Annotated in this window: 27 protein-coding genes and 1 tRNA gene; 7 read left to right on the plus strand and 21 right to left on the minus strand. The window is 68.5% G+C overall.

Annotated features, from left to right (window positions below):
• The first annotated feature begins 20 nt into the window (after window positions 1-20).
• Window positions 21-722 (plus strand): c-type cytochrome, encoded by a 702-nt coding sequence (locus D0Z60_RS08220; protein ID WP_118857790.1) that lies wholly within the window; start codon window positions 21-23, stop codon window positions 720-722.
• Between the two features lie 32 nt (window positions 723-754).
• Here D0Z60_RS08220 and D0Z60_RS08225 read toward each other — a convergent pair whose 3' ends face one another.
• Genes D0Z60_RS08225 through sdhC form a run of 4 tightly spaced genes read right to left on the minus strand, consistent with a single transcriptional unit; the run spans window position 755 to window position 4,247 of the window.
• Window positions 755-1,618, minus strand: coding sequence for an LOG family protein (locus D0Z60_RS08225; RefSeq protein WP_118857791.1), 864 nt, complete (start codon window positions 1,616-1,618; stop codon window positions 755-757).
• A gap of 41 nt (window positions 1,619-1,659) precedes the next feature.
• Window positions 1,660-3,459, minus strand: a complete 1,800-nt coding sequence (sdhA, locus tag D0Z60_RS08230; RefSeq protein ID WP_118857792.1) for a succinate dehydrogenase flavoprotein subunit — start codon at window positions 3,457-3,459, stop codon at window positions 1,660-1,662.
• A gap of 3 nt (window positions 3,460-3,462) precedes the next feature.
• Window positions 3,463-3,855 (minus strand): succinate dehydrogenase, hydrophobic membrane anchor protein, encoded by a 393-nt coding sequence (gene sdhD / locus D0Z60_RS08235; protein ID WP_118857793.1) that lies wholly within the window; start codon window positions 3,853-3,855, stop codon window positions 3,463-3,465.
• A complete protein-coding gene (gene sdhC / locus D0Z60_RS08240) occupies window positions 3,852-4,247 on the minus strand; it encodes a succinate dehydrogenase, cytochrome b556 subunit (RefSeq protein WP_118857794.1) in 396 nt (131 codons plus the stop codon). The genes sdhD and sdhC overlap by 4 nt, the downstream gene beginning before the upstream one ends.
• A 126-nt stretch (window positions 4,248-4,373) precedes the next feature.
• Between sdhC and D0Z60_RS08245 the strand changes: the two genes are divergently transcribed.
• The 5 genes from D0Z60_RS08245 to D0Z60_RS08265 all read left to right on the plus strand — a co-directional run bounded on the left by D0Z60_RS08245 (window position 4,374) and on the right by D0Z60_RS08265 (window position 8,798).
• Entirely contained in the window at window positions 4,374-5,720 is a 1,347-nt protein-coding gene (locus tag D0Z60_RS08245) for a methyl-accepting chemotaxis protein (RefSeq protein ID WP_118857795.1), read from the plus strand.
• Window positions 5,721-5,800: 80 nt separating this feature from the next.
• Window positions 5,801-6,544 carry an SDR family NAD(P)-dependent oxidoreductase gene (locus tag D0Z60_RS08250; protein WP_118857796.1) on the plus strand — a complete coding sequence of 248 codons (744 nt, stop codon included), beginning with the start codon at window positions 5,801-5,803 and terminating at the stop codon, window positions 6,542-6,544.
• Window positions 6,534-7,445, plus strand: a complete 912-nt coding sequence (gene bla, locus D0Z60_RS08255) for a subclass B3 metallo-beta-lactamase (protein WP_118857797.1) — start codon at window positions 6,534-6,536, stop codon at window positions 7,443-7,445. Before D0Z60_RS08250 ends, bla begins: the two co-directional genes overlap by 11 nt.
• Window positions 7,442-8,335, plus strand: a complete 894-nt coding sequence (locus tag D0Z60_RS08260) for a 50S ribosomal protein L11 methyltransferase (RefSeq protein ID WP_118857798.1) — start codon at window positions 7,442-7,444, stop codon at window positions 8,333-8,335. The genes bla and D0Z60_RS08260 overlap by 4 nt, the downstream gene beginning before the upstream one ends.
• A gap of 34 nt (window positions 8,336-8,369) precedes the next feature.
• The gene (locus D0Z60_RS08265) at window positions 8,370-8,798 is read left to right on the plus strand and encodes a nuclear transport factor 2 family protein (protein WP_118857799.1); all 429 of its coding nucleotides are present in this window, start codon (window positions 8,370-8,372) and stop codon (window positions 8,796-8,798) included.
• A 4-nt stretch (window positions 8,799-8,802) separates the two neighbouring features.
• On the opposite strand, the gene ligA is transcribed toward D0Z60_RS08265, so the two are convergent.
• From ligA to D0Z60_RS08310, 9 genes are all read right to left on the minus strand, one after another.
• Window positions 8,803-10,851 carry an NAD-dependent DNA ligase LigA gene (gene ligA, locus D0Z60_RS08270; RefSeq protein ID WP_118857800.1) on the minus strand — a complete coding sequence of 683 codons (2,049 nt, stop codon included), beginning with the start codon at window positions 10,849-10,851 and terminating at the stop codon, window positions 8,803-8,805.
• 14 nt (window positions 10,852-10,865) lie between these two features.
• Window positions 10,866-11,579, minus strand: a complete 714-nt coding sequence (locus tag D0Z60_RS08275) for a dienelactone hydrolase family protein (protein ID WP_118857801.1) — start codon at window positions 11,577-11,579, stop codon at window positions 10,866-10,868.
• Between the two features lie 27 nt (window positions 11,580-11,606).
• Window positions 11,607-11,999, minus strand: a complete 393-nt coding sequence (locus D0Z60_RS08280) for an endonuclease domain-containing protein (RefSeq protein ID WP_118857802.1) — start codon at window positions 11,997-11,999, stop codon at window positions 11,607-11,609.
• Window positions 12,000-12,057: 58 nt separating this feature from the next.
• Entirely contained in the window at window positions 12,058-13,710 is a 1,653-nt protein-coding gene (recN, locus tag D0Z60_RS08285; protein WP_118857803.1) for a DNA repair protein RecN, read from the minus strand.
• 22 nt (window positions 13,711-13,732) lie between these two features.
• Window positions 13,733-14,527 carry an outer membrane protein assembly factor BamD gene (locus D0Z60_RS08290; protein WP_118857804.1) on the minus strand — a complete coding sequence of 265 codons (795 nt, stop codon included), beginning with the start codon at window positions 14,525-14,527 and terminating at the stop codon, window positions 13,733-13,735.
• A 102-nt stretch (window positions 14,528-14,629) separates the two neighbouring features.
• Window positions 14,630-15,583: a protein translocase subunit SecF gene (secF, locus tag D0Z60_RS08295; protein WP_118857805.1), complete on the minus strand. Its 954-nt coding sequence runs from the start codon at window positions 15,581-15,583 to the stop codon at window positions 14,630-14,632.
• On the minus strand, window positions 15,580-17,172 hold the full coding sequence (gene secD, locus D0Z60_RS08300) for a protein translocase subunit SecD (protein WP_118857806.1): 1,593 nt from the start codon (window positions 17,170-17,172) through the stop codon (window positions 15,580-15,582). The genes secF and secD overlap by 4 nt, the downstream gene beginning before the upstream one ends.
• A gap of 12 nt (window positions 17,173-17,184) precedes the next feature.
• Window positions 17,185-17,511, minus strand: coding sequence for a preprotein translocase subunit YajC (gene yajC / locus D0Z60_RS08305; protein ID WP_118857807.1), 327 nt, complete (start codon window positions 17,509-17,511; stop codon window positions 17,185-17,187).
• Between the two features lie 28 nt (window positions 17,512-17,539).
• Window positions 17,540-17,616: transfer RNA gene (locus tag D0Z60_RS08310), tRNA-Pro, on the minus strand.
• Between the two features lie 71 nt (window positions 17,617-17,687).
• Between D0Z60_RS08310 and D0Z60_RS08315 the strand changes: the two genes are divergently transcribed.
• A complete protein-coding gene (locus tag D0Z60_RS08315) occupies window positions 17,688-18,383 on the plus strand; it encodes a TIGR02117 family protein (RefSeq protein WP_162888152.1) in 696 nt (231 codons plus the stop codon).
• 87 nt (window positions 18,384-18,470) lie between these two features.
• On the opposite strand, the gene hslU is transcribed toward D0Z60_RS08315, so the two are convergent.
• The 8 genes from hslU to D0Z60_RS08360 all read right to left on the minus strand — a co-directional run bounded on the left by hslU (window position 18,471) and on the right by D0Z60_RS08360 (window position 25,561).
• Window positions 18,471-19,769 (minus strand): ATP-dependent protease ATPase subunit HslU, encoded by a 1,299-nt coding sequence (hslU, locus tag D0Z60_RS08320; RefSeq protein ID WP_118857809.1) that lies wholly within the window; start codon window positions 19,767-19,769, stop codon window positions 18,471-18,473.
• 31 nt (window positions 19,770-19,800) lie between these two features.
• Window positions 19,801-20,883, minus strand: coding sequence for an FAD-dependent oxidoreductase (locus tag D0Z60_RS08325; protein WP_240325588.1), 1,083 nt, complete (start codon window positions 20,881-20,883; stop codon window positions 19,801-19,803).
• Between the two features lie 101 nt (window positions 20,884-20,984).
• Window positions 20,985-21,533, minus strand: coding sequence for an ATP-dependent protease subunit HslV (gene hslV / locus D0Z60_RS08330; protein WP_118857811.1), 549 nt, complete (start codon window positions 21,531-21,533; stop codon window positions 20,985-20,987).
• A 349-nt stretch (window positions 21,534-21,882) separates the two neighbouring features.
• Window positions 21,883-22,476, minus strand: a complete 594-nt coding sequence (locus tag D0Z60_RS08335) for a hypothetical protein (RefSeq protein ID WP_118857812.1) — start codon at window positions 22,474-22,476, stop codon at window positions 21,883-21,885.
• A 603-nt stretch (window positions 22,477-23,079) separates the two neighbouring features.
• The gene (locus D0Z60_RS08345) at window positions 23,080-23,976 is read right to left on the minus strand and encodes an alpha/beta hydrolase (protein ID WP_118857814.1); all 897 of its coding nucleotides are present in this window, start codon (window positions 23,974-23,976) and stop codon (window positions 23,080-23,082) included.
• Between the two features lie 328 nt (window positions 23,977-24,304).
• Window positions 24,305-24,697 carry a hypothetical protein gene (locus D0Z60_RS08350; protein ID WP_162888153.1) on the minus strand — a complete coding sequence of 131 codons (393 nt, stop codon included), beginning with the start codon at window positions 24,695-24,697 and terminating at the stop codon, window positions 24,305-24,307.
• Window positions 24,669-25,016: a hypothetical protein gene (locus D0Z60_RS08355; RefSeq protein ID WP_118857816.1), complete on the minus strand. Its 348-nt coding sequence runs from the start codon at window positions 25,014-25,016 to the stop codon at window positions 24,669-24,671. Before D0Z60_RS08355 ends, D0Z60_RS08350 begins: the two co-directional genes overlap by 29 nt.
• Entirely contained in the window at window positions 25,013-25,561 is a 549-nt protein-coding gene (locus tag D0Z60_RS08360) for a glycoside hydrolase family 108 protein (RefSeq protein WP_118858508.1), read from the minus strand. Before D0Z60_RS08360 ends, D0Z60_RS08355 begins: the two co-directional genes overlap by 4 nt.
• Window positions 25,562-25,686 lie beyond the last annotated feature (125 nt).

Below are 25,686 nucleotides of genomic sequence, written 5' to 3' on the forward strand. Positions count from 1 at the left end.
GGCTGCGCCGCAGGGGTTTCATGGACGATCGCAACAACACCATCGCCGGCTGGGTCCTGTTCGCCGGAATCATCGGTCTCGGCGCGTGGGTGGTGAGCGGCGAGATGTTCCGCAGCCATGTCCCCGAAAAGGGCGGCTGGCAGCTGGCCGACGCCGAGGGCGAAGCCGGCGCGGCAGCGGACAAGCCGATCGAATTCTACCTCGCGACCGCGGACGCCGGGCGCGGCGAGCAGGTCTTCAAGAAGTGCGCCGCCTGCCACACGATCAATGTCGGCGGAGCGAACGGCCTCGGGCCCGGCCTCTACGGCGTGATGGGCAAGCCGCACGGCGCCCACCCAGGCTTCGCCTTCACCGACGCGCTTAAGAGCGTTCCGGGCGTGTGGGACTGGAAGTCAATGGACGCCTGGCTGACGTCGCCGCGCAAATATGCGCCGGGCACCAAGATGACCTTCGCCGGCCTCGGCAACCCGCAGGACCGGGCCGACATCATGCTCTATCTCAACGCGCAAGGCTCCAACCTGCCGGTCCCGCCGCCGCCGGCCGAGGATCCCGCCGCTGCGGGCGACAAGGCCGCGGCCGAGGCCGACGATGCCGGTGCGCAGAAAGCCGGCAACCAGCCGATCCTCAATGAGCAGCAGGCGGTCCAGGGCGGCTCGAAGAATGTCGGTGGCGAGGGCGCGGCCAAGCTCACCGGCACCGACCCGACGGTCGACAAGCAGTAATTACGGCCGGCCGGCGCTTCGCGCGCCTCCGGTCAGCACACGTCGTAGTGGGCGCAGACCGCGTTCCATGCATCGTCGGCCGTCTCGCACCAGGTGATCAGCTCGAGGTCATGCGGGCTGATCACGCCCTCCTCGGCAAGCGCCTCGAAATCGACCACGCGGTTCCAGAATTCCTTGCCGAACAGCAGGATTGGCAGCGGCCGCACCTTGCCGGTCTGGATCAGCGTCAATAGCTCGAACATCTCGTCGAACGTGCCGAACCCGCCGGGGAACACCGCCACCGCCCGGGCGCGCAACAGGAAGTGCATCTTCCTCAGCGCGAAATAGTGGAACTGGAACGACAGGTCCGGGGTGACGAACTTGTTGGGCAATTGCTCGTGCGGAAGCACGATGTTCAAGCCGACCGATTCCTGCCCCTCGTCGCACGCGCCGCGATTGGCCGCTTCCATGAAGCTCGGGCCGCCGCCCGAACACACCACGAAATGGCGCTGGCCCGCGTCGTCGACCGGGAAGCGGCTGGCGATCCGCGCCAGCTTGCGCGCCTCGTCATAATAATGCGCCTTGGCGACCAGCCGCTCGGCGACCTTCTTGTCCCACTCGCTGCGCGCATTGGCGAGCATCTCCGCCGCCTTCTCCGGCTCGGGCACCCGCGCCGATCCGTAGAACACGAACAGCGAGGCGATGTTGGCCTCGTTCATCAGCAATTCGGGCTTCAGCAGCTCGAGCTGGAAGCGCACCGGGCGAAGGTCGGGGCGGAGCAGGAAGTCGGTGTCCTGGAACGCCAGCTTGTAGGCGTCGCTCTGCGTCTGCGGGCTCGACGGCACATGCTTGGCCGCAACCGCGTCGACCTTCGAGGACGGGAAGATGTGCTTCGGCGGGGTATGGGGATCGTTCATAAGCGGCGCGGCTTAGCGGCCCGCCGCCGCGCCCGCCAGCCTCAATACACCCGCGCCTTGGGCTTGATGTAGGCGATCTCGTCGGTCAGCGTGAAGTCGTGGACCGGGCGATAGTCGATCCGGACGCTGCCGCCCTGCCCGCCCCAGCCGTCGAACCATGCGATGGTATGCTTCATCCAATTCGCGTCGTCGCGCTCGGGGAAGTCCTCGTGCATGTGCGCGCCGCGGCTTTCCTTGCGGTTGGCGGCGCAGTGCATCGTCACCGCCGCCTGGGCAATGAGATTGTCGAGCTCGAGCGTTTCGATCAGGTCCGAGTTCCAGATCAGGCTGCGGTCGGAAACGCAGACGTCGGCCATGCGCTTGTAGACCGAATCGATCTTGCCCTGCCCCTCGGCGAGCGTGCGCTCGGTGCGGAACACCGCGCAGTCGGCCTGCATCACGCGCTGCATCTCGAGCCGAATCTCGGCCGTCCGGCTGCTCCCTTCAGCGTGGCGGAACCTGTCGAGCCGGGCCAGCGACAATTCCTCGCTGCCCTTCGGCAACGCCGGCTGGGCCGCTCCGGCGGTGAGGATCTCGCCCAGCCTCAAGCCAGTCGCGCGGCCGAACACGACGAGGTCGATCAGGCTGTTCGAGCCAAGCCGGTTCGCGCCGTGGACCGACACGCACGCCGCCTCGCCGACCGCGAACAGGCCCGGCACCACCGAATCCGGATCGCCGTCCTTCAGGGTCACCACTTCGCCGTGATAATTGGTCGGGATCCCGCCCATGTTGTAATGGACCGTCGGCGTGACCGGGATCGGCTGGCGGGTAAGGTCGACCCCGGCGAAGATCTTCGCCGTCTCGGTGATCCCCGGCAGTCGCTCAGCCAGGATCTTCGGGTCGATGTGGTCGAGGTGGAGGTGGATATGGTCCTTCTCCTCGCCCACTCCGCGCCCCTCGCGGATCTCCATCGCCATCGAGCGCGACACGACGTCGCGGCTGGCGAGGTCCTTGGCCGACGGCGCATAGCGCTCCATGAACCGCTCGCCGGCCGAATTGGTCAGATAGCCGCCCTCGCCGCGCGCGCCCTCGGTGATCAGCACGCCCGCGCCGTAGATCCCGGTCGGGTGGAACTGGACGAACTCCATGTCCTGCAGCGGCAGGCCGGCACGGAGCACCATCGCATTGCCGTCGCCGGTGCAGGTATGGGCGCTGGTCGCGCTGAAATAGGCGCGGCCGTAGCCGCCGGTCGCGAGCACCACCGCCTGCGCCCGGAAGCGGTGGATCGATCCGTCGTCGAGGCACATCGCGAGCAGCCCGCGACACGCCCCGTCCTCCATGATCAGGTCGAGCGCGAAATATTCGATGAAGAAGTCCGCGTCATATTTCAGGCTCTGCTGGTAGAGCGTGTGCAACATGGCGTGGCCGGTGCGGTCGGCCGCGGCGCAGGTCCGCTGGGCGGCGGGCCCCTCGCCCATGTTCTGGGTCATCCCGCCGAATGCGCGCTGGTAGATCTTGCCCTCGTCGGTGCGCGAGAACGGCATTCCGGCATGCTCGAGCTCATAGACCGCGGCCGGCGCCTCGCGGGTGAGGTATTCGATCGCGTCCTGGTCGCCGAGCCAGTCGGAACCCTTGACCGTATCGTACATGTGCCACTGCCAATGGTCCGGCCCCATGTTGCCGAGGCTTGCGGCGATCCCGCCCTGCGCCGCGACGGTGTGGCTCCTCGTCGGGAAGACCTTGGTCACGCACGCCGTCTTGAGGCCCTGGCCGGCCGCGCCCATCGTCGCGCGAAGCCCCGCCCCGCCGGCGCCGACGACGACCACGTCATAGCTGTGATCGATGATCTTGTAGGCGGACATGGGTCAGTCGGCTCCAAACGCGATCCGGGCGAGGCTGAACAGCGCCAGCGCGCCGGCCGCGATCCCCGCGAAATAAACCAGGCCGGTCGTCAGGAACCGGTTGGCCTCGTCGTGAACATAGTCGTCGATCACCACCTTCATCCCGTCGACCGCGTGGACGAAGGTGATGATCACGAACAGGAACATCGGCACCGCGCCGCTCGGGCTCGCAAGCCATTCGACCAGCGTCCCGCGGCGCAAGTCGGGCAGCAGCAGCAGCGAGGCGATTAGCCACAGGCCGAGCAGCAGCAGCGCCGCGCTGGTCAGCCGCTCGCGCAGCCAATGCTCGCCGCCATGCTTGGCCGATCCGGTCCCGCGCACGCGTCCCAGCGGGGTCGAGCTTTCACCCAAACTCATGCGAAGATCCCCGTTGCGATCGCCCAGGTCAGCGCGGTCAGGAACAGCGCCCCGGCGATCGTCAGCACCGCGAAGAATTTGTTGACCCGAAGCTCGAGCCCGGCGCCGGCATCCATCACCATATGGCGAATGCCCGACAGCAGATGCTGCCAGAACGCCCAGGTCAGTCCGACCAGCACGATCAGCCCGAGCGGGCTCTGCGCGCACTCGACGAACGTGTCGTACGCCGCCTCGCCGTCGGCCAGCGCCCACAGCCACCAGGTGAGGACAGCGAGGCCAGCGACGGTCAGCGCGCCGCCGGTGATGCGATGGAGGATGGAGACCGTCATTCCGGGTCCCCAGCGCCAGATCGAAAGATGCGGCGATAATGGTCGTTCGGGGTTTCGCGCCATGGCCGCTGCACTAGGCAGCAGGGCGGCAAGAGGCAAGCCGGGCCGAAGGGCTGCCTAACCCGCTTTTAACCATTGGCGCGTAGCCACGCTGGACAGGCATCTTGCGAACGAAATGGATTGACCAGCATGGCGACGATTGTCGGCTCCTCGAATGGCGGCGAATATGATCTGGCCCGCGGCCTCGCGCTCTACGACGTGGCCGGCGACCTGCCCCAGCGGGCGCGCGAATTGTGGGCCTATCTCGCCGCCGATTCGCTCGAGATCGCGCGCGAATTCTGGCGCCGCTACGCCCAGTCGCCGGAGGTTCGCGACCGCTTCGACGAGACCCGCATCGACCGCCTCGCCGCCCGCATCCAGCCCTATATCGCCGCCAAGTTCGAGCGCGTCGACGATCCCACATGGTCGCGCCAGGCGCGAGACTATGTCGAACGCGCGCTCGGCGCCGGTCTCACCTTGTCGACCCTGCTCGCCGGACTCGCCGCCGAGACCGAGGCGGCGTTCGCCATCCTGCGCCGCAACGTCCAGGGCGAGCACGACCTGATCCGCCTCGCCCGCACCCAGTCCGAGGTCCAGGCGGTCGAAGTCGATTGCTTCATCCACCACGCCATCGCCATCACCCGCGAGGAGAGCAGCAAGAGCCAGTCGCGGGTCGCCGGCGATTTCAATTCCAAGGTGCTCGGCGTGGTCAAAAGCTGCACGCTCGAGAATGAGGAGCTTCGCGCCAAGGCCTCGGCGACCAGCGCCTCGGCGCGCGGGATGCTCGGCAAGACCAGCGAAGTCGCCGCCGCCGCCGAGCAATCGGCGACCGCGATGCGCGAGGCGGCACAGACCGCCGCCGGCCTCATCCGCGCGATCGAGGATGCGCGCAGCGAGGTCGAGGTCGCGGCCGACGTCGCGGTCCGCGCCGGGAGCCAGGCAAGCCAGGCGGTCAAGGTCAGCCAGGCCTTGAGCGGCCACGTCGAGGCGATCGAATCGATCCTCGGCCTGATTCGCGACATCGCCGGCCAGACCAATCTGCTGGCATTGAACGCCACCATCGAGGCGGCCCGCGCCGGTGACGCCGGGCGCGGCTTCGCGGTTGTCGCGCAGGAGGTGAAGAGCCTCGCCAGCCAGACCGCGCGCGCCACCGACGACATCACCGCCAAGATCAGCGCGATCACCGCCGCCACCCGCCAGACGGTTGAGAGCAACGCCTCGATCCAGTCGACCGTCGAGGAGGTGCAGACCAGCGCCGACCGGATCCGCCAGGCGATGGAATTGCAGGCGCAGACCGTGACAATGATCACCGCCGCGGTCGACGAGACCGCGCTCGCCGCCGATTCGATGAGCTCGACCATCGCCGCCATCCGCGCCGACACCGAGAACGTCGCCAAGGACATCGACAATGTCGAGCAGGGCTTCGGCCGCGTCTCCAAGCAGATCGAGCAGTTCAGCCAGGCCACCGACACGTTCGTGACGAGACTGGCTTCGTAATCGTCATTGCGGGCGCCGCAGGCGCGCGGCAATCCAGCCCCCGCATTGCGTCGCTCCCTCCGCAATGACAATGAACGAGGATGCACATCCTCCTCACCGGCGCGAGCCGCGGAATCGGCGCCGCGACGCTCGCCGCGCTCGACGCCGCCGGCCACAAGGTCGCCGGCCACTCGACCCGCGGCGATGACCGCCTGATCGCCGCCGACTTCGCCGATCCCGCCGCCTCGCGCCGGCTGTGGGAGCAGGCGTTCGACCGGCTCGACGGCCGCATCGACGTCCTCGTCAACAACGCCGGCGTGTTCGAGGCGGTCGACGACAATGCCGCCGACGACGCCTGGCACGCCGCCTGGGCGCGCACGCTGCAGATCAACCTCCAGGCGAGCGCCGACCTCTGCCGCCTCGCCATCGCCACCTGGCGCGGCGCCGGTTCTGGGGCCACCCCGCAAAGTAATACTTTGCGGGGACCCTCGGGCGGCAGGATCGTCAACGTCGCCAGCCGCGCCGCCTATCGCGGCGACAGCCCGAAGCACTGGCATTACGCCGCGTCCAAGGCCGGCATGGTTGCGATGACCAAGTCGATCGCCCGCGGCTATGCGGCCGAGAACATCCTCGCCTTTGCCGTCTGCCCCGGCTTCACCGCCAGCGACATGGTCGGCGATTATCTCGAAAGCCGCGGCGGGGCGGCGCTGCTCGCCGACATTCCGCTCGGCCGGGTCGCCACGCCAGAGGAGATCGCCGAGGTGATCCGCTGGCTGGCGACCGAGGCGCCGCCGAGCGCGACCGGCGCGGTGATCGACGCCAACGGCGCCTCTTATGTCCGCTAGCCTCGCCGCCGCACTGCTGCTCGCGCAAATCTCGATCCCGCTCGGCCCGACTCCGCGCCGCAACGAGCGGATCCGCGCCCCGATCGCCGAGTCCGGCCCGGCCTGGGCCGCGGCGTGCGGCACCTCGACCGACTGGAACCAGCCCGCCCCGCCGGTCCGCATCCACGGCAACACTTATCTTGTCGGCACCTGCGGGATCAGCGTCATCCTCGTCGCCGGAAGCGAGGGCCACGTCCTCATCGACGGCGGCACAGAACAGGCCGCCGACCTCGTCGCCGACAACATCCAGGCGCTCGGCTTCAAGCTCACCGACATCCGCTACATCCTCCACAGCCACGAGCATCTCGACCATGTCGGCGGGGTCGCCCGGCTGCTTCAGCGGACCGGCGCGTCGCTGGTCGCCTCCGCCCCCGCGGCGCGGGTGTTCGCGACCGGCGCCAACAGCGCGGACGATCCGCAGGCCGGCGAGTTGAAGCCCTTCCCCGCCGCCGCGGTCGGGCGGGTGATCGGCGACGGCGACATCGTCCGACTGCGCGACATCCAGCTCACCGCCATCGCCACTCCCGGCCACACCCCCGGCGCGCTCAGCTGGCAGTGGGAAAGCTGCGACGGCGCGGTGTGCCGCACGATGGTGTTCGCCGACAGCCTCTCGCCGGTCAGCGGCCCGAAGTACCAATTCTCCGCCCGCCCCGCCTATGTCGCCGCCTACCGCGGCTCGATCGCGCGCGTTGCGAACCTGCGCTGCGACATCCTCCTCACCCCCCACCCCGCCGCCAGCGCGACGAAACAGCGCATCACCGGCGAAGCGCCGCTGTTCGACGCGAACGGGTGCAAGACCTACGCCGCCAAACTCACCGCCGCCCTCGACGAGCGCCTGGCGAAGGAGCGCGCCGGCAAATGAGCTGGCGAGTCACCCTCCGTTGCACCCGCGCCGAGGCCGAGGCGCTGCCCGACAGCGACGATCTGTTTCCCGACCTCGCCTCGCCGCCGGTGCTGGTCGCCGACGAGCCCGACCCGGACCGGCCCGACGATTGGCGCCTGCACGCTTACTTCGACCGCCAGCCCGGCTGGGCCGAGCTTGCCGCGCTCGAGAGACTGGCGGCCGACAGCGATCCTTTGCTCGAACGGCTCGAGGATGCCGATTGGGTGACGCTCAGCCAGCAGGGCCTGCAGCCGATCCGAGCCGGTCGCTTCTTCGTCCACACGCCGATGCACCACAAGGACCGGCCCGACGGCGCGACGAGTTTCGAGATCGACGCCGGCCTCGCCTTCGGCACCGGCCAGCATGCCACCACCGCCGGCTGCCTCGACGCGCTCGACCGGCTCGAGCGCTCGGGCAAATCCTTCGCCAACATCGCCGACATCGGCACCGGCACCGGCCTGCTGGCCTTCGCCGCGCTGGCACTGTGGCCGGCCGCCCGAGCCATCGCGACCGACATCGATCCGATCGCCGTCGACGTCACCCGCGACAATGCCGCGATCAACGGCGTGCCGCTCGGCATGGGCGCAGGCGAGCTGCTGCTCAGCGTCGCCGACGGCATGGACGATCCAATGCTCGTCTCGCGCGCGCCGTTCGACCTTCTCATCGCCAACATCCTCGCCGGCCCGCTGATCGAACTCGCGCCTGCTTTCGCCGCCGCCACCGCGCCGGGCGGAACGATCGTCCTCGCCGGTCTGCTCGACAGCCAGGCCGAGGCCGTCACCGCCGCCTATACCGCCCGCGGCTGCCGCCTGCTCGAGCCCGGCACCGGCGAATGGCGCGTGCTGGTGCTGGAACGCGGCGCGGGTTGAACCGCCCGTGCTTTGCGCTAGTGCCTTGAGCGCAATGGCCAATCTCATGCCCATCATCGAGACTCTCGAGGCGCGCTGGATGCGGGCGTGGGCGAGCGGCGACATGAAGACGCTGAAGGCTCTCACCGCGCGCAACTTCCGCCTGGTGATGGGCTCGCGCCCCGCGGCGATCCTCGATTCGCCGAGCTGGCTCGAGGCGGCGCGCGACCGCTTCCTGTGCGATTCCTACCGCTTCGGCGACATCTACGTGCGCGACGTCGGCTCGGTCGCGGTGTTCGCCACCCAATTGACCCTGCGCGCGACGATGGACGGCGCCGACTGGTCGGGCGACTATTGGGTGACCGACATCTGGCGCAAGGGCCGCGTCCGCCGCCAGTGGCGGATGGTCGAGCGGATCCTCTCCCGCCCCGACCCCGACCGCAAGTTCGCCACCGGGATCAAGTCGCTGCAATTGTGGCGGTAGGCGGCTAGGCCGCGGCTACGATCGCCGCCCATTCCGCCTCATCGACGACCGGAACGCCAAGCTCCGCGGCCTTCTTGAGCTTCGATCCCGCACCCGGCCCGGCGACCACCAGGTCGGTCTTGGCCGACACGCTCCCAGCCGCCCGCGCGCCGAGCCGTTCGGCCTGGGCCTTGGCCTCGTCGCGGCTCATCGTTTCGAGGCTGCCGGTGAACACGATGGTCTTGCCGGTCCACTCCGTCTGCCGCGTGTCGGACACGAACGCGGCGGGTTTCGCCAGCGCCAGCAATTGCGCCACCTCGTCGCGATTGTGCGGCTCGTGGAAGAAGTCGACGATCGCCCCCGCGACCACCGCGCCCACCCCCTCGACCGCGCTCAGCTCGCCCGCCGCGCTTTCGCTCCGCGCGACCCGCTCCAGCTCCTCGATCGTCCCGAACGCGCGCATCAGATCGCGCGCGGTGACCGCGCCGACGTGGCGGATGCCGAGCCCGAACAGCAGCCGCGCCGGGTCGAAGCCGATCTTGGCCTCGATCGCCGCCAGCAGATTGTCGACCGAGCGGTCCTTCCAGCCCTCGCGCCCGACCAGCTCGTCGCGGTGCGCCTTGAGCCGCCAGATGTCGGCCGGCCCGCCGAGCCAGCCTAGGGCGACGAACTCGGCGATGCTCTTCTCGCCGAGCCCCTCGATGTCCATCGCCCCGCGGCTGACGAAATGCTTCAGCCGCTCGATGCGCTGCGCCGGGCAGATCAACCCGCCGGTGCAGCGGACGTCGACCTCGCCTTCCTCGGCGACCGCCTCGCTGTCGCACATCGGGCAATGGTCGGGGAAATTATACGCCGCGCGCTTCTCGTCGCGGGTCAGATTCTCGACCACCTGCGGGATGACGTCACCGGCGCGCTGGATTCGCACGCGGTCGCCGATCCGGAGGCCCAATCGCGCGATCTCGTCGCGATTGTGGAGCGTGACGTTCTGCACGATCACGCCGCCGACCCCGACCGGCTTCAGGCGCCCGACCGGGGTAAGCTTGCCGGTCCGACCGACCTGGATCTCGATGTTCTCGAGCGTCGTCTCGGCCCGTTCGGCCGGGAATTTGTGCGCCAGCCCCCAGCGCGGCGCGCGGTTGGCAAAGCCAAGCCGTTCCTGCAGGTCGAGCCGGTCGACCTTGTAGACCACCCCGTCGATATCGAACGGCAGGTCGGCGCGCGCCTGCTCGATCCGCGCATAGTGCGCCAGCGCCGCGTCGACTGAAGCCACCCGCGTCAGCAGATCGCTGACCGGAAAGCCGAGCGACGACAGCCGCCGCATCGCATCCCACTGAGTCTCCGCCAGCGGCTCGCGGAGCTCGCCCCAGCCGTGCGCCAGGAACCTGAGCGGCCGCGCCGCGGTCACCGCCGGGTCCTTCTGCCGAAGCGACCCCGCCGCGGCATTGCGCGGATTGGCGAAAATCTTTCCCCCCGCCGCCTCCTGCCGCGCGTTGAGCGCGGCAAAATCGGCCTTCGACATATACACCTCGCCGCGCACCTCGATCACGCTCCTCCCCTCCCGCTTGCGGGAGGGGCCGGGGGTGGGCAGCTTTTGCGGCACATCCCTGATCGTCCGCACATTGGCGGTCACGTCCTCCCCGACTGACCCGTCGCCGCGTGTCGCCGCAAGCACCAGCTCCCCGTCCTCGTAGCGCAGCGAGCAGGACAGCCCGTCGATCTTCGGCTCGGCGGTCAGCGCCACCTCGGCGTCCGCGGACAGTGACAGGAACCGCCGGATCCGCCCCAGGAACTCCGCCACTTCCTCACTCGAGAACGCATTATCGAGGCTGAGCATCGGCCGCGCATGCGCCACCTTGGCGAGGCTCGCGGCCGGCGCCGCGCCGACCCGCTTCGAAGGCGAATCCGCCCGCACCAGTTGCGGAAACGCCGCCTCCAGCGCGCGGTTCTCGGCGATGAGCGCGTCATATTCGGAGTCCGAAATCTCCGGCGCATCCTCGCCATGATAGAGCCGGTCGTGCCGCGCGATCTCCCGCGCCAGCCGCATCAACCGGTTGGCCGCCTCGGCCTCGCTCATCCCCGCTGGGTCCACTAGCGAAGCGTCTCGGCGAGGAGATCGGTGAAGCTGTCCCAACTGCGCGCCGCCGCGACCTGGTTGTAGGTCACGCCCGGCACATTAAGTTCGTGCGCCGCGGGGTTGGTGAAGCCGTGCGCGACGTTGCCATAGGCGTGCACTTGCCAGTCGCAGCCGGCCGCGGTCAGCTCCTGGCCGAGCGCGACGACATCCTCGGGCGGCGCCATCGGGTCGTCCCAGCCGTGGAAGGCGGCGACCTTGGGCACGATCCGAGCCGTCTCGAAATTGGGCGGCTTGAGCAATCCGTGGAACACCGCAGCGACCTGGAAGTCCGCACCCGATCGCGCCAGGTCGAGCGCGCACAGCCCGCCGAAGCAAAACCCCATCACCGCCATGCGCGACCCATCCACCGCCGGCAGCGCGCGTGCGAATCCGAGGATCGCCGCCAGCCGCTTCACGTAAGCCAGGCGGTCGTCGAGATGACGGTTCATTTCCCCGAACATCGTGTCGCGGTCGCGCCCGATCAGCTCCGCCCCGAACGTGTCCGCCAGCACCACCGAATAACCCAGCGCGACCAGCCGCGCCCCATGATCCTCCTCGACCGGCCCGCGGTTCATCACGCTCGGGAAGATCACCACCCCCGGCCGCGCCGCCCCCCCGCCGTCGTCAAGCGCAAGATGCGACAGCGTCACACCATCGAAGCTGTGCGAATGGTCGGTACGATTGCTCATGCAGCCTCCAGCATACCTCCTCTCCCTTTAGGGGAGAGGAAGGGGCCCGCTCGGCGCAGCCGAGTGGGAAGGTGAGGGGGATAGCGCCGCGAGATAGGCCAGCACCCCATCGATGTTGCTCATTACGTCGGCATTGGTGACGCGAACAACCTGCATTCCCTGAGTCGCCAGCCATGCCGTGCGCCGCTCGTCGTATGCCTGTCGGGCGGCGTGGCTGTCCCCGTCGACTTCGACCACCAGCCGCGCATCCGGGCAATAGAAGTCGGCGATGAACGGGCCGAGCCAGACCTGACGACGGAACTTCATCCCTTGGAGCTGGCGATTTCGGAGGCGTTGCCACAGTCGTCGCTCTGCTGGCGTCGGATCGTGCCGAGCCTGACGGACGCGCCCTAAGGCCTCATCGGTCGGCGGACGCTTCACCCCCTCGCCCTTCCGCCGCTGCGCGGCTCCCTCCCTCTCCCCTTCAGGGAGAGGGTATTCATGCAGCCTCCAGCAGGCGCGCCGCCTGGGCGCGGGCTTCTTCGGTGATGTCGGCGCCCGACAGCATGCGCGCGATTTCCTCGCGGCGTTCGGCGTCGCTCAGTCGGCGGACGGAGGTGCGCGTGCCGCTTTCCCCATGCGCCTTCTCGATCCGGTAATGGTGCGCCGCCCGCGCCGCGACCTGCGGCGAGTGGGTGACCACCAGCACCTGCGCCCCGTCGGCCAGCCGCGCCAGCCGCTCGCCGATCGCGCTCGCCACCGCGCCACCGACTCCTCGATCAATCTCGTCGAAGATCATCGTCGCCGCCCCGCCCTCGTCGGCCAGCGCGACCTTCAGCGCCAGGATGAAGCGCGACAATTCGCCGCCCGAGGCGATTCGGGTCAGCGGCCCGAACGGCGCACCGGGGTTGGTCGAGACCTCGAACTCGACTCGGTCCTTGCCCGCGGGCCCCGCCTCGGCCTCGCTCAGCGCGGTCCGGAAGCGCGCCGAATCCAGCTTGAGCGGCGCCAGCTCTCCCGCCACCGCGCGGTCGAGCCGCTCCGCCGCCAGCCGCCGCTCTCCGCTCAGATCCTCCGCCAGCGCATCGAACCGCGCCCGCGCCTCGCCCAGCGCCTGCTCCAGCCCGGCGATCCGCTCGCTGCCGGCGTCGATCGCCTTGAGCCGCCCCGCCAGTTCCTCGCCATGCGCCGCCAATGCGTCCGCCTCGACCCGGTGCTTGCGCGCCAGCGCGCGAATGTCGAACAGCCGCGCCTCGGCCGCCTCGAGCCGTGTCGGGTCGAACGCCAGCGCCTCGGCCGCGCGCGCAATCCGGTCCTCGGCCTCGCTCGCCTCGATCAGCGCCCGGTCGAGCGATGCCAGCGCCTCGCCGAGCAATGCATGGTCCGCCGCCCCGCGCTCGATCCGCCGCGCCGCCTGGCGTAGCAGCGCCAGCGCGCCGTCCGACCCGCCGAGCAGTTCATCCAGCCCGGCCAGCGACTCGCCCGCCTTGGCCCCGGCCTGCATCGCTGCGCGCGCCTCGGCCAGTTCGCTCTCCTCGCCCGGCTGAGGCGCCAGCGCGGCAATCTCGCCGACCGAAAATTCGAGCCACTCGCGGTCGCGCGCAGCTGCCTCGGAGTCCGCGCGCGCCGCCTCGAGTTCCGCTTCCAGCCGCGCCACCTCGGCCCACGCCGCCGCCACCGGCGCGCCGTCGACCCGCGCGAACGAGTCGAGCAAAGCGCGGTGGCCCCTCGGATTGAGCAGTCCGCGATCGTCGTGCTGGCCGTGGATCTCGACCAGCCCGGCCGCAAGCTCCCGCAGCGTCGCGGCGTTGACGCTCGCCCCGCCCGCGAACGCCCGGCTGCCGCCATCCGATTTCAGCGTCCGGCGAACGATCAGCGGCTCGCCCGGCTCGATCTCGACGCCCTGCTCGGCGAGCAGCTCCAGCGCCGGATCGCCGGCCGCAAGCGCAAACTCCGCCGCCACCGCCGCCCCGGCCGCGCCGCTGCGCACCAGGCCCGCATCGGCCCTGCTGCCCAGCGCCAGCCCGAGGCTGTCGAGCAGGATCGACTTGCCCGCCCCGGTCTCGCCGGTCAGCACGCCAAGCCCCGCCTCGAACTCCAGTTCGAGCCGGTCGATCAGAACGACATTGTCGATCGACAGCTGCCTCAGCACCGGGGCGCCGCCGTGGTCACGCCTAGCTCTGCGGCGCGCCCTGGGGCACGTGCCGCTGGATCAGCCGGTAGCTGCGGTGATACCATTCGCTGCCCGGATAATTCCGCCCGAGCACCGCCGCCGCCTTCTGCGCTTCGCCCGGGATGCCGAGCGCGAGATAGGATTCGACCAGCCGCTGCAGCGCCTCGGGCGTGTGGCTGGTGGTCTGGTATTTGTCGATCACGGTGCGGAAGCGGATCGTCGCCGCCAGCCACTTGCCCTGGCGCTGGTAGAAGCGGCCGATCTCCATCTCCTTGCCGGCCAGGTGATCGTTGATGAGGTCGAGCTTCAGCCGGGCGTCGGTCGCGTAGCGGCTTCCCGGATAGCGCCGGGTCAGCTCGCCGAACGCATCGGCCGCCTGCTGGGTGATCTTCTGGTCGCGCCGCACGTCCTCGATCTGCTGGTAATAGGACATGGCGATCAAATAGTTGGCGTAGGGCGCGTCCTTGTTGCCCGGGTGGATCGTCAGGAACCGCCGCGCCGACGAGATCGCGTCGGGATATTGCTGCCCCATGTAATAGCTGAACGAGCTCATCAGCTGAGCGCGCCGCGCCCACACCGAATAGGGGTGCTGGCGCTCGACCTCGTCGAACAATTTGGCGGCAAGGATGTAATTGCCCTGGTCGAGGTAGCGCTTGGCCAGGCTGTAGAGCGTGTTGACGTCGCGCGCGACATAGCCGGTATCGTCGGCCTTGCCCTTGTTGCGCGCGCAGCCGGCGGCGGGAAGGACGAGTGCGGCGGCAATCAGCGGGAGCGCGAAACGCTTCAAATTCGACATGACGGACCTTCTAGCGTGGGGCTGGCAGCAGGCCAAGCGCCGTGATTGGCAATGGTTTCGTTCGATCGCTGGCCGAGCCCGCCTGAACCCGCAATGGCCGGCTCAGGCCGCCGCCGGCCGAGCCGCCGGATCATGGTCGTCGCCGCGCACGAAGCTGTCCGGCGTCACGCCCAGCCACACCAGGATCGGCGCCGAGATATAGATCGACGAATAGGTGCCGATGAACGTGCCGAGCAGAACCGCCAACGTGAGCCCGAAGATGACGTCCGGGCCGAGCACCAGCAGCACCGCCAGTGCGATCATGATCGACAGCGACGTCACCACCGTCCGGCTCAGCGTCTCGTTGAGCGACAGATTGAGCAGCGGGACCATCGCCATCTTGCGGAACTTGCGCAGATTCTCGCGGATGCGGTCGTAGATCACGACCGTGTCGTTGAGCGAATAGCCGACGATCGCAAGGAAGGCCGCAACGATGTTGAGGTCGACCTGGAGCTGGGTCAGCGCGAAAAAGCCGAGCACCACCGACACGTCGTGGAACAGGGTGACCAGCGCGCCCACGCCGAATTGCCATTCGAAGCGCACCCAGATGTAGATCGCGATCCCCAGCATCGCCAGCGTGATCGCCAGCGCGCCGTCCCACGCCAGCTCCTCGCTGACCTTGCCCGATACCGATTCCCCGGCGTCGACCCGGGCGCCCGGATATTCGCGCTCGAGCATGGTGCGCAGCTCGGTCACCGCCGCCGCCGCGGCGGTGTCCGGCCCGTCGGGGCGCGGAAGCCGGATCTGGTACGTCTTGGAGTCGCCGAATTCCTGGATGTTCGCGTCGCCAAGCTTTAGCGCCGCGACGTCGCCCCGCAGCTTCTCGATATCCACCGTCTGCGCGAATTCGGTCCGCACCACCTGCCCACCGACGAAGTCGATGCCCAGGTTCAGCCCGCGCACCGCGACCAGCGCCAGCGCCGCGATGGTCAGCAGGATCGACAGCACCAGCGCGATGTTGCGCACCCGCATGAAGTCGACATTGGTGTTGTCGGGGACCAGCTTGAGCAGTTTCATATGTGCAGCACCTTCGGCCGCTTGGCCTTGACCCAGCCGGCGACCAGCATCCGCGTGAAGTTGACCGCGGTGAACACCGAGGTGATGATCCCGATCATCAGCACTACCGCGAAGCCGCGGATCGGGCCCGAGCCGAAATACCACATCAGCACCGCGGCGATGGTGTTGGTGATGTTGGCGTCGAAGATCGCCGTCGACGCTTCCTTGTAGCCGGTCTCCAGCGCGTCGAGCAGCTTGCGGCCGCGCCGCTGCTCCTCGCGGATGCGCTCGTTGATCAGCACGTTGGCGTCGACCGCGGCGCCGATCGTCAGCACGAATCCGGCGATGCCGGGAAGCGTCAGCGCCGCCCCGAACACCGCCAGTCCGGCGAGGATCAGCAATGCGTTCACCAGCAGCGCGGCGGTCGCATAGACCCCGAAGCGGCCATAGGTCACCAGCATGAAGATGATCACCGCCAGCGTCGCGGCGATGCTGGCCAGGGTCCCCTTCTCGATCGAATCGCGGCCGAGCTCGGCGCTCACCGTGCGCTCTTCGATCACGTCGAGCTTGACCGGCAATTTACCCGAGGCGAGCGCGACCGCCAGCTGGGCCGCGCTCTCGACCGTGAAATTGCCGCTGATCTGCGCCTGGCCGCCTAAAATCGGCTCGTTGATGTTCGGCGCGGAGAGCACCTTGTCGTCGAGGATAATCGCGAACGGCTTGTTGACGTTCTCCTGAGTCACCCGCCCGAAGCGCCGCGCACCGGCATTGTTGAAGGTGATCGAGACCACCGCATTGCCGTCCTGGTCGAAGCTCTGGGTGGCGTTGATCAATTGGTCGCCCGAGACCATCGCCCGCCGCTTGACCGCGATCCGCCCGGTCCCATCGGCCATCGGCAGCAGCTGGCTGCCCGGCGGCGCCCGGCCGGCGGCGATGTCGTCCGGAGTGGCGTCGAGGTCGACCAGCTTGAACTCTAGCCGGGCGGTCTGGCCGATCAGGGCCTTGAGCGCATCGGGATCCTCGACCCCCGGCACCGCGACCAGGATCCGCCGCTGGCCCTGGTTGACCACGGTCACTTCCTTGGTCCCGCTCGGGTCGACCCGGCGGCGCACCACGTCGCGCGCCACGGTCATCGAATCCTTGAGCGCGGTCGCCGCCCCCTGCTTGGTCGGGGTCATCACGATCCGCGTCGAATCGATCACCTGCACGTCCCAGTCGCGCTGGCCGGTGAGGCCCGCCGGCTGCGACAGCGCGCGCAGCCGCTCGACCGCGGCATCGAGCTGGGTCGGGTCGCGCACCATGAAGCTCAGCTTACCGCCGCTCGTCGAAACGTCGCCGATCGCGATCCGCGGCTGGCCGCGGCGAAGCTCGGTGGTGACTTCCTCTTCCTTGGCCTGGAGCCGCTGCCGCGCGGCGTCGGCGACATCGGCCTCGAGCAGCAGCTGGCTACCGCCGGCGAGGTCGAGGCCGAGGCTGATGCGCGGGCTCGGCACCCAGCCCGGCCATTGGTCGACCTGCGACTTGGGCACCATGCTCGGGATTGCGAGCAGGATCCCGATCAGGACCACCGCCCAGATGCCAAGCTTCTTCCAGCGCGGGAAATCGAGCATGGTGCAGCCGGCCTAGTCGTTGGCCGGCTTGGCGGTCGGGTCGATCACTCCGGTGATGGTCGATTTGACCGCGCGGACCTTGACGTTCGGCCCGAGCTCGATCTCGACCTCGCCGTCGTCGACCTTGGTGACCTTGCCGATCAATCCGCCGCCGGTGACCACCTTGTCGCCCTTCTTGATCGCGTCGATCTGCGCGCGATGCTCCTTCATCTTGCGGTTCTGCGGCCGGATGAGGAGGAAGTAGAAGACGACGAAGATCAGCAGCAGCGGCAGCATCTGCACGAAGAAGGCGGCGCCGGCGTTGGGCGCGGCTGCGGCGAGAAGCGAATTGGTGAACATGGCGGAGGAGATTTCCTTCGAACGATGATGGTCGGGGCGACAGGATTCGAACCTGCGACCCCCACACCCCCAGTGTGATGCGCTACCAGGCTGCGCTACGCCCCGACCGTGCTATCCGGCATCGGTGCCGGTCAGCGACCGGGCATCTAGTGGGGCAGGGGCGGCAAGGCAAGGTTATGGCTCGGACACGGCGACGGCGAAGGAGGGGAAGGCCGTGGCTTCGCCGCGTCGCGCTCGCGCTCGCCGCCATCCCCCTCGCCTATCTCGCCGCCTCGCTGGTCGGTTCGCTGATCCCGGTCAACCGCGCCTGGGTCGAGCCCGATCGGGGCATCACCGTCTATCTCGCCGACAACGGCGTCCATGCCGATCTCGTCCTCCCGGTCCGCGCCGCCGGTCTCGACTGGTCGCCGCTGCTGCCGCGCCGCGACGTCGCCGCCGCCACCTCCGACCATCGCTGGATCGCCTTCGGGGCGGGCGAGCGGCGGGTCTATCTCGAGACCCCGACCTGGTGGGACCTCACTCCGCGCACTGCCCTGGCCGGCCTGTTCGGCGGCGAGCGCGTGATGCACGTCCAGTGGGTCCGCGACCCGACCTACAGCGCCCGCGCCATCCGCCTCCGCCCGCACGAATACCGCCGCCTCTACCAGTCGATCCGCGCCGAGTTCGCCCCCGGCACGTCCGGCCGCCCGGCCCGCCTCGACCACCCCGGCTACGGCCCGACCGACGCCTTCTACGCCGGCCGCGGCAAGGCCAGCGCGCTCTCGACCTGCAACAACTGGGCCGCCGACCGCCTGCGCATCGCCGGGGTCAAGACCAGCCTGTGGAGCCCGTTCGTCAATGGCCTCGTGTGGAGGTATCGCGAAGCAGAGTGAGATCGTCGCCACAGCGCAAGCTTGGGCCCACGCCTCACCTTGGCGCACATCCGGACGAATGGATCCCAGCCTGCGCTGGGATGACCGTTAAAGAACGTAGCGGCTAAGATCCGCGTTCCTTGCAATCCCCGCCAATTGGCCTTCGACGAACGCCGCGTCGACCGTGACCGTCTCGCCGCCGCGCTCCTCAGCCGAAAAGCTGACGTCTTCGAGCAATTTCTCCATCACCGTCTGAAGCCGCCGCGCGCCGATATTCTCGAGCGCGTCGTTCACTTCCGCCGCAATCCGCGCCAGCGCCGCGATGCCGTCGGCGGCGAATTCGACCGTCACGTCCTCGGTCTTGAGCAACGCGCGATATTGCTCGGTCAGGCTGGCGCGCGTGTCGCTCAGGATACGCACGAAATCGGCTTCGGTCAGCGCCGCCAGCTCGACCCGGATCGGCAAGCGTCCCTGCAGCTCGGGCAGCAGATCGGCCGGCTTGGCGACATGGAACGCGCCGCTCGCGATGAACAGGATGTGGTCGGTCTTGATCGGCCCATATTTGGTCGCGACCGTCGTCCCTTCGATCAGCGGCAGCAGGTCGCGCTGGACGCCCTCGCGGCTGACCGACCCGCCGCGCACGTCGCTGACCGCGATCTTGTCGATCTCGTCGAGGAACACGATGCCGTTGGCCTCGGCGTCGGCCAGCGCGACCCGGGTCACGTCGTCCTGGTCGACTCTTTTGTCCGCCTCCTCGTCGACCAGCTTGAGATAGGCGTCGCGGACCTTGAGCTTGCGCCGCTTCTTCGGCGCCCCGCCCGAGATCTTGCTCATCATCTCGCTGAGGTTGATCATCCCCGTGCCGCCCTGGCCGGGAATGTCGAACGGCAGCGCCGGCGCCTCGTTGACCTCGATCTCGACCTCGGCGCCGTCGAGGCTGCCGTCCGAAAACCGCTGGCGGAAGCTCGCCCGAGTCGCCTCGCTCGAGCCCTTGCCGGTCAGCGCGTCGAGCAAGCGCTCCATCGCCGCGCCCTCGGCTGCCTCCTTGACCCGCTCGCGCCGCCGCTCGCGCTCGAGCCGCACCGCTTCCTCGACCAAATCGCGCGCGATCTGCTCGACGTCGCGCCCGACATAGCCGACCTCGGTGAACTTGGTCGCCTCGACCTTGACGAACGGCGCGTCCGCCAGCTTCGCCAGCCGCCGCGAAATCTCGGTCTTGCCGCAGCCGGTCGGCCCGATCATCAGGATGTTCTTGGGAGTCACCTCCTCGCGCAGCTCGGGGCTCAGCCGCTGCCGCCGCCAGCGATTGCGAAGCGCCACCGCGACCGCTTTCTTGGCCTCTTTCTGGCCGACGATATGTTCATCCAGCGCGGCGACGATCGCCTTGGGGGTCAGGGCATCATTCATCGCGCAAAGGTCGGGCGCGCCGGTCCCGGTTTCAAGCGGCGCAGCGCAACGATCCGAACAGTCCCGCATGCCGCGCCACGATCCGCGCGATATCCGCCGCCTGCGGCCGGGCGTCCCACTCGCCGCGCTCGAACGTGCCCCCGAGCAAGATCCCGTCGCGGCGCGGAAACATATATCCCGCCTCTCCGGTGAAGGCGTAGCGCACCCTATCCTGCGGCGCGAGCACCGCCAATTGCCCGCGCACCGGGATCATCTCCTCGTCTCCGACCAGCGCCGCCGCGCCGATCCCGGTGCAATTGACCACGATCGCCTCGTCCAGCGCCGCCACCTCGGCCAGGCTCGCGAACCGCCGCAGCCGGATCGCCGAGCCGCCGCGCAGCACCTCGCTCGCCAGCTGCGCCATGAACCGCGGAGTCTCGACATACATCGTGTCGAAGCGCAGCAGAGGCGCGACCGCGAACGGATGCTCGCCCCGCCCCAGCACGCGCAGATTGGGCCGGTATGCGTTGAGCCAGTCGTCGGCGTAACTCGCGATCCGCGATTGCTCGTAGGTCGGCAGCCAGCGGATCCCGTAATGGTCGCCGACCAGCGCCTGGAACCGCCGCCAGCTATACGCCATCGCCACCTTGAACTGCGCCATCCACGGCGCGCTCACCGCCTCCTCGCGGAAGTGGCCGAACGGCGATACCTGCCCGCCGGCCACCGCCGAGGTCGTCGCGGGCGGCAGCGCCGCGGTGTAGACCGTCACCCGCCGCCCCGCTTCCTGGAGCAGCCGCGCCGTCGTCAGCCCCATCACTCCGCTGCCGATCACCGCCACCGGCCCGGCGGTCCCGCTCAGCGCCAAATCCGCCGCCAGCCGCGAGCTTCCCCAGCTCAAGGTAATCCCCGCCCCGCCGTGCCCGTAATTGTGGACCAGCACCTTGTCGCCGAGCGCCTCGCGCCGGACCACGAACCCCGCCGCCCGATACGGCCTGAGCCCCGCCACCGTGCGGATCACCCGCGCCGAATCGACCCGCACCGGCGCCAGCGGCGCGCACCCCTCGCGCACCGGCACGCTCGCGCACCCCGACAACGCCACCGCGCCCGAACCGGCCAGAACAGCTCGCCGGTCCACTCCCCCTCCCGCCTGCGGGAGGGGGTCGGGGGGTGGGCCTGTCAGGGAACGCTGCGCCGCCATCTTCCCACCCCTAACCCCTCCCGCAAGCGGGAGGGGAATTACTCCACCACCTCGACCGTCAGCCGGTCGTTGGTGAACACGCACACCTCGGCGGCGATGGCCATCGCCCGCCGCGCCAGTTTCTCCGCGTCCACCTCATATTCGTCGAGCGCGCGCGCCGCCGCCAGCGCATAATTGCCGCCGCTGCCGATCGCCACGATCGCCCCGCCGTCGGCGGTCGCCTCGGGCTCGAGCACGTCGCCGTTGCCGGTGATCACCAGCATCACCTCCTTGTCGGCGACGATCATCATCGCCTCGAGGTTGCGCAAATATTTGTCGGTCCGCCAGTCCTTGGCCAGCTCGACCGCGGCGCGCAGCAATTGCCCGCGGCTCGCCTCGAGCTTCTTCTCCAATCGCTCGAACAAGGTGAACGCGTCCGCCGTCGCTCCGGCGAACCCGGCGATGACGCTCCCGTCGCCCAGCCGCCGGACCTTCTTGGCGTTGGGCTTGATCACCGTATTGCCCAGGCTGACCTGCCCGTCCCCGGCGATGATCGTCCGCCCGCCCTTCTTCACCCCGAGGATGGTGGTCCCGTGAAACTGCTCCAAGCGTCGCGCTCCTGTGCTGTGCCGCCGGATGTGGGCGCGTAGGGCGCAGTCTGCAACTCAGCACTGTGCTCGAAGCCCCCCTTGCCGTCGTCCCAGCGCAGGCCGGGGTCGGTTCCTCGCGGGACGCGCCGCCCTTCCGGCATGGATGCCAGCCTGCGCTGGCACGACAAAAAGGCTGAGCTTGGGAGCCACCCTCCTGCCCAAGCTTCCAAGCGGCGGCGGCAAGGCCACGGCGCCGGAAACGAACGCTAACTCTGCAAGCTGTAGTCCGGCGCGATCGCACGCCACCAAGGGAGACATTGCATCGCAAAGTGGCGAGGCATCGACGCTGCAACCCCAAAGCCGCGCCTCATTCCTTCAGCAACGCCGCTGTCATCTCAGGAAAATTCTCTTGAAATAAGTAATGGATGTAAGGAACGGGTAGGTGTAAGGCAGTAGCTATATAGTCAGGTGTGGCGCCTCCGGCGGCTAGTTGCTTGTTGTACTCCTGCCGCGTTGCCTCGCGACAAAGGACCATGAGCGCTCGGTAGAGTGCTTTCGACTCTGCTCTGAATTGAGGGCTCATTTCAAGAGTAGGATCACCAAACCTTTGGATTTGGATGTCAAACTTAGCCTCGGTGTCTGCCTTTTCGGCGGGAGTATCGAACACGTGCATTAGCTCTTTGGTGAATACCAGTCGCCGCCAATGTTTGCCGTTCGGTTTTGCGCCCACCATCTCCCTCGAAATCACAATAAGCGCTTCGTTTGGAGGAACGTCGACATTCATAAAGCGGCCTGGACCCTCAATGTAGCATCCGCGCAAGCGGAGTGGGTCGAACAGGCCTGTCCACAGCTCGCGCACACCCTTGATATCGCTGTGTTCAATTGCGAGAGTCTTCAGATCGCGCGTACTGATACGCCCGTCGAGTTCCTGAACAGCCTTATAGAGATCCGCAAAAGCCATACGAAAAAGGCGCCCCTCGAAAGGAGCGCCTTTATTGATTAAAGCGATAAACCGTCAAGTTTAACAACGACCCTCTTCGGGATCCGCATCCGCCTCTTCGGGGTCCGCTAGGAACTTAAGAAGCTCTCCAGCCATGTCTTCCGGGCTGGCGTCACGGCTCTGTCCCGGGAAGAACTTCACATTCTTCACGTGGTTATCCCGATAAAGGTGCTGTTTAAGCGCCTCTACGTTCTGCATAACCTGGTCCTCCATGACACATTCCAAACGCTCGCGGGGAGCTTTCGCTCCCAGCATACCAAAACCCTGTTTTAAAAAGAGTTAACTTCGCGAATCACGCGCCGTCTGTCCCTTCCTAATGACGTGTAGCGCATTTCGCACATTAGATTCAAACGAAAGTTCTTGACAACCATGCCGGATTGGTCCGCAGACCGCTCCGCGGAATTGGTAAGGGCGGCACACGTAATCAAGGTACCAAGAGTTCGAATGATGTCCGTCGCTCCATATCTCCCGTCGTAAGCATACAAAAGCACTGTGTGATGCTACAATGCTGGACTAGCCGACAACCCCTAGCTTGGTTCATCGATCCGGTCCGTCCGCATTAACTCACCAGGTCTTTTCTCCTAAAAACCCCACCACATCCTCCAGCGCCGGTGACCGCCCCCTCAGCGGCCGCGACAATGACGCGACCGTGTCGACGTGGTTCTTGCCGGGATAGATCTTCAGTTCGACCGGCGCCCCCACCGCGCGCAGCCGCTCGGCCAGGCGGCGGCTGTTGTACGGATAGGCCGTGCGGTCCGCCGCGCCGTGGATCAGCAGCATCGGCGGCGCGTCCCGCCGCACGAAATTGACCGGCTGGGTCTCCCGCGCCCGCGGCCACTGGCCGAACGCCGCCCGCCCGTAGCGCTCGGTGAACGGCGCGAAATCGTACGGCCCTGACAGCAGCGCCGCCGCGCGAACGATTCCCGGATCGACCCCGATGTCGGCCAGGAAATGCCGGTCGAGCGCCAGCATCGCCGCATTGTAGGCGCCGGCCGAATGGCCCGACAGCGCGATCCGCCCCGGGTCGCCCCCAAAATCCGCGACATGGTCGCGCACCCATTTGACGCTCAGCGCGCAATCCTCGACGAACGCCGGGAAGCGCACCGCCGGCACCAGCCGATAGTCGGGCACCACCACCACGAACCCGCGCCCCGCCAGCGCCGCGGCGGCGAACGCATAGTCGCCGCGCTCGCCGCTCTGCCAGCCGCCGCCGTAGAAGAAGACGATCACCGGCAACCCGGCGCCCGGCCTCGCAGAGCTCGGCGCCCACACGTCGAGCTTGAGCCGCGGATCGGGCCCATACGCAACGCCCTCGGCGACCCGCCGCACCCCGCTGCGCGACACCCGGTCGGCGCCGTTGAGCAAGGCGAGCGGCGAGCAGGCCGCGCCCGCGACCCCGGCCAGCGCCGCGCCCGCCATCCACATCCGCCGGTTCCAGCCGCCCTGAAAGAAGTCGTTCATCCCAGCCAAGCGCCCGCCGCCCCGCGCAGTTCCGTCCCCGTCGTGAGCCGACCTGCCAACACAACTGTTCGTCCTGAGCTTGTCGAAGGACTGCCCCGTGGTGCCCCGCTTCGCTGCCCTAGCCGAACAGCCGTGCCCACCACCCGCGCCGCGCCCGCTTCAGAGCATCCCGCTCCCGCGCCTCGCAGCGCTCGACGATCGCAATCGCGTCGGCGGTCCGGCCATTGGCCTGGTCCAGCCGCCCGGTCTGCGCATCGGCGAACGCGATCCAGTCGCCGACATCGGCGGCATCGGGCGGAAGCCCGGCCCCGGCACGCCCGCGCGCCAGCTAGTCGGCAGCAGGCTGGCGCAATCGGCAGCGCTGGCTGTCACGATAGGCGGTGCGCCGGCACAGGCCGTCGAAGCCAGCGCGAGTAGCAGCAGGATCGACATTCTGCGCGGCGCCGTCGGCATGGCGGATCTCCCGTTGATTGCGTTGGGTAAGCTCGTCGGCGGCGCGCTCGCGGACGCTGGCGGCGGCGGCAGTCTCGACCGCGTCGCGCGCGCTGCCCCCAGCGGCGTCGCGCTGGGTCCGTTCGACCCGTTGCTCGGCGGCGATCCGCTGGCCGCGCTGGCACGCCGCCGGCCCGGCCAGCAGCAGCCCGAGCGCGGCGAGGCCGAGCAGCAGCCCCGGCGCCCAGCGGCGCAACAGCTCAGCCGCGCGGAGTGTCATTGCAAGCATCGGGCTCTTCCCCGCCGCCGGCCTCGATTTGCGCCCCGAAGGCCGAGGCGCGCAGCGATCGGCGGTTGATCGCCAGCCCCAGCGACAGCAGCACCGCGCCGATGATGGTGAGCAACCCGTAGTTGGATAGCGCCAGCGCCTCGAGCGCGCGCAGCCGGAGCGCCGCCTCGCCGCGGGCCAAAGCGACGATCAGCATCACCAGCCACACCGAGAAGGCAGTCAGCACCGCCCCGCCGGCGATCGACGCCCACAGCGCGATCATCGCCCGCCAGTCGCGCGGCCGCCAGGCGCTCGCGATGGTGGGGAGCAGCGGCCTCATCGTGTACCAACACGGTTCGCCAGCCAACCGTAGAGGAACGCCTCATTGGCCGGCCGCCGTTCGGCGAGGCGCAGGTATCGCTCGCCCTGCAACGCTTCGAGCGCGCGCATCAGCACTGTCTCGCCGGAGGCGTGTCCGCGCACTTCGAGAAAGCGGTCGAGCGCCGCCAATGTCGTCGCCCCGATCCGTCCGTCGGGCACCAGGTCGCCGAAGTCGGCTCCGCCGCGGTTGAGCGCCGTCAGCGCCCGCTGGAGGAAAGTCGCCGCCACTGCCGGGCCCATGTTGACCCCGGTGTCGAACAGTTCCGCCGCAACCCGGGCGCTGCGCCGCGCGACCTGGTCGAACTTCGGCCGAAGCCAGTACAAGCGGCGGTAGATCGCGCGCGCCTCGCCGACCGGCAGCTCGGCCATCGCCCCGCCATAGCCGTGCGCCCGGGCGACCGCCTCGCTGATCCCGAACCGGGTCGGCCCGCCGCGGTCGGCGCGGTGGTTCACATAGCCGCCCTCGCGCTCGATCAATTCGTCGAGCAGCGCGTCGATCTCGATTGCAGCGGCCATCACCCCTCCGATTCGCCGAGCGGTTTAACCCATATGGTTCACTGTAGGAAAGTATTTCCGCGCCGCGGAGGAGAAATCGCGCCCGCAAATCCTATTTCACGAAACCATTGCTC

Source organism: Sphingomonas mesophila, assembly GCF_003499275.1.
GTDB lineage: Bacteria > Pseudomonadota > Alphaproteobacteria > Sphingomonadales > Sphingomonadaceae > Sphingomicrobium > Sphingomicrobium mesophilum.

What these genes read in the sequence shown, in the direction of transcription:
- D0Z60_RS08220 (WP_118857790.1), top strand. Translation starts at nt 21, where the DNA reads ATGGACGATCGCAACAACACCATCGCCGGCTGGGTCCTGTTCGCCGGA.
- D0Z60_RS08225 (WP_118857791.1), bottom strand. Translation starts at nt 1,618, where the DNA reads ATGAACGATCCCCATACCCCGCCGAAGCACATCTTCCCGTCCTCGAAG.
- sdhA (WP_118857792.1), bottom strand. Translation starts at nt 3,459, where the DNA reads ATGTCCGCCTACAAGATCATCGATCACAGCTATGACGTGGTCGTCGTC.
- sdhD (WP_118857793.1), bottom strand. Translation starts at nt 3,855, where the DNA reads ATGAGTTTGGGTGAAAGCTCGACCCCGCTGGGACGCGTGCGCGGGACC.
- sdhC (WP_118857794.1), bottom strand. Translation starts at nt 4,247, where the DNA reads ATGGCGCGAAACCCCGAACGACCATTATCGCCGCATCTTTCGATCTGG.
- D0Z60_RS08245 (WP_118857795.1), top strand. Translation starts at nt 4,374, where the DNA reads ATGGCGACGATTGTCGGCTCCTCGAATGGCGGCGAATATGATCTGGCC.
- D0Z60_RS08250 (WP_118857796.1), top strand. Translation starts at nt 5,801, where the DNA reads ATGCACATCCTCCTCACCGGCGCGAGCCGCGGAATCGGCGCCGCGACG.
- bla (WP_118857797.1), top strand. Translation starts at nt 6,534, where the DNA reads ATGTCCGCTAGCCTCGCCGCCGCACTGCTGCTCGCGCAAATCTCGATC.
- D0Z60_RS08260 (WP_118857798.1), top strand. Translation starts at nt 7,442, where the DNA reads ATGAGCTGGCGAGTCACCCTCCGTTGCACCCGCGCCGAGGCCGAGGCG.
- D0Z60_RS08265 (WP_118857799.1), top strand. Translation starts at nt 8,370, where the DNA reads ATGGCCAATCTCATGCCCATCATCGAGACTCTCGAGGCGCGCTGGATG.
- ligA (WP_118857800.1), bottom strand. Translation starts at nt 10,851, where the DNA reads ATGAGCGAGGCCGAGGCGGCCAACCGGTTGATGCGGCTGGCGCGGGAG.
- D0Z60_RS08275 (WP_118857801.1), bottom strand. Translation starts at nt 11,579, where the DNA reads ATGAGCAATCGTACCGACCATTCGCACAGCTTCGATGGTGTGACGCTG.
- D0Z60_RS08290 (WP_118857804.1), bottom strand. Translation starts at nt 14,527, where the DNA reads ATGTCGAATTTGAAGCGTTTCGCGCTCCCGCTGATTGCCGCCGCACTC.
- secF (WP_118857805.1), bottom strand. Translation starts at nt 15,583, where the DNA reads ATGAAACTGCTCAAGCTGGTCCCCGACAACACCAATGTCGACTTCATG.
- secD (WP_118857806.1), bottom strand. Translation starts at nt 17,172, where the DNA reads ATGCTCGATTTCCCGCGCTGGAAGAAGCTTGGCATCTGGGCGGTGGTC.
- yajC (WP_118857807.1), bottom strand. Translation starts at nt 17,511, where the DNA reads ATGTTCACCAATTCGCTTCTCGCCGCAGCCGCGCCCAACGCCGGCGCC.
- D0Z60_RS08315 (WP_162888152.1), top strand. Translation starts at nt 17,688, where the DNA reads ATGGCTCGGACACGGCGACGGCGAAGGAGGGGAAGGCCGTGGCTTCGC.
- hslU (WP_118857809.1), bottom strand. Translation starts at nt 19,769, where the DNA reads ATGAATGATGCCCTGACCCCCAAGGCGATCGTCGCCGCGCTGGATGAA.
- D0Z60_RS08335 (WP_118857812.1), bottom strand. Translation starts at nt 22,476, where the DNA reads ATGGCTTTTGCGGATCTCTATAAGGCTGTTCAGGAACTCGACGGGCGT.
- D0Z60_RS08345 (WP_118857814.1), bottom strand. Translation starts at nt 23,976, where the DNA reads ATGAACGACTTCTTTCAGGGCGGCTGGAACCGGCGGATGTGGATGGCG.
- D0Z60_RS08350 (WP_162888153.1), bottom strand. Translation starts at nt 24,697, where the DNA reads ATGCTTGCAATGACACTCCGCGCGGCTGAGCTGTTGCGCCGCTGGGCG.
- D0Z60_RS08355 (WP_118857816.1), bottom strand. Translation starts at nt 25,016, where the DNA reads ATGAGGCCGCTGCTCCCCACCATCGCGAGCGCCTGGCGGCCGCGCGAC.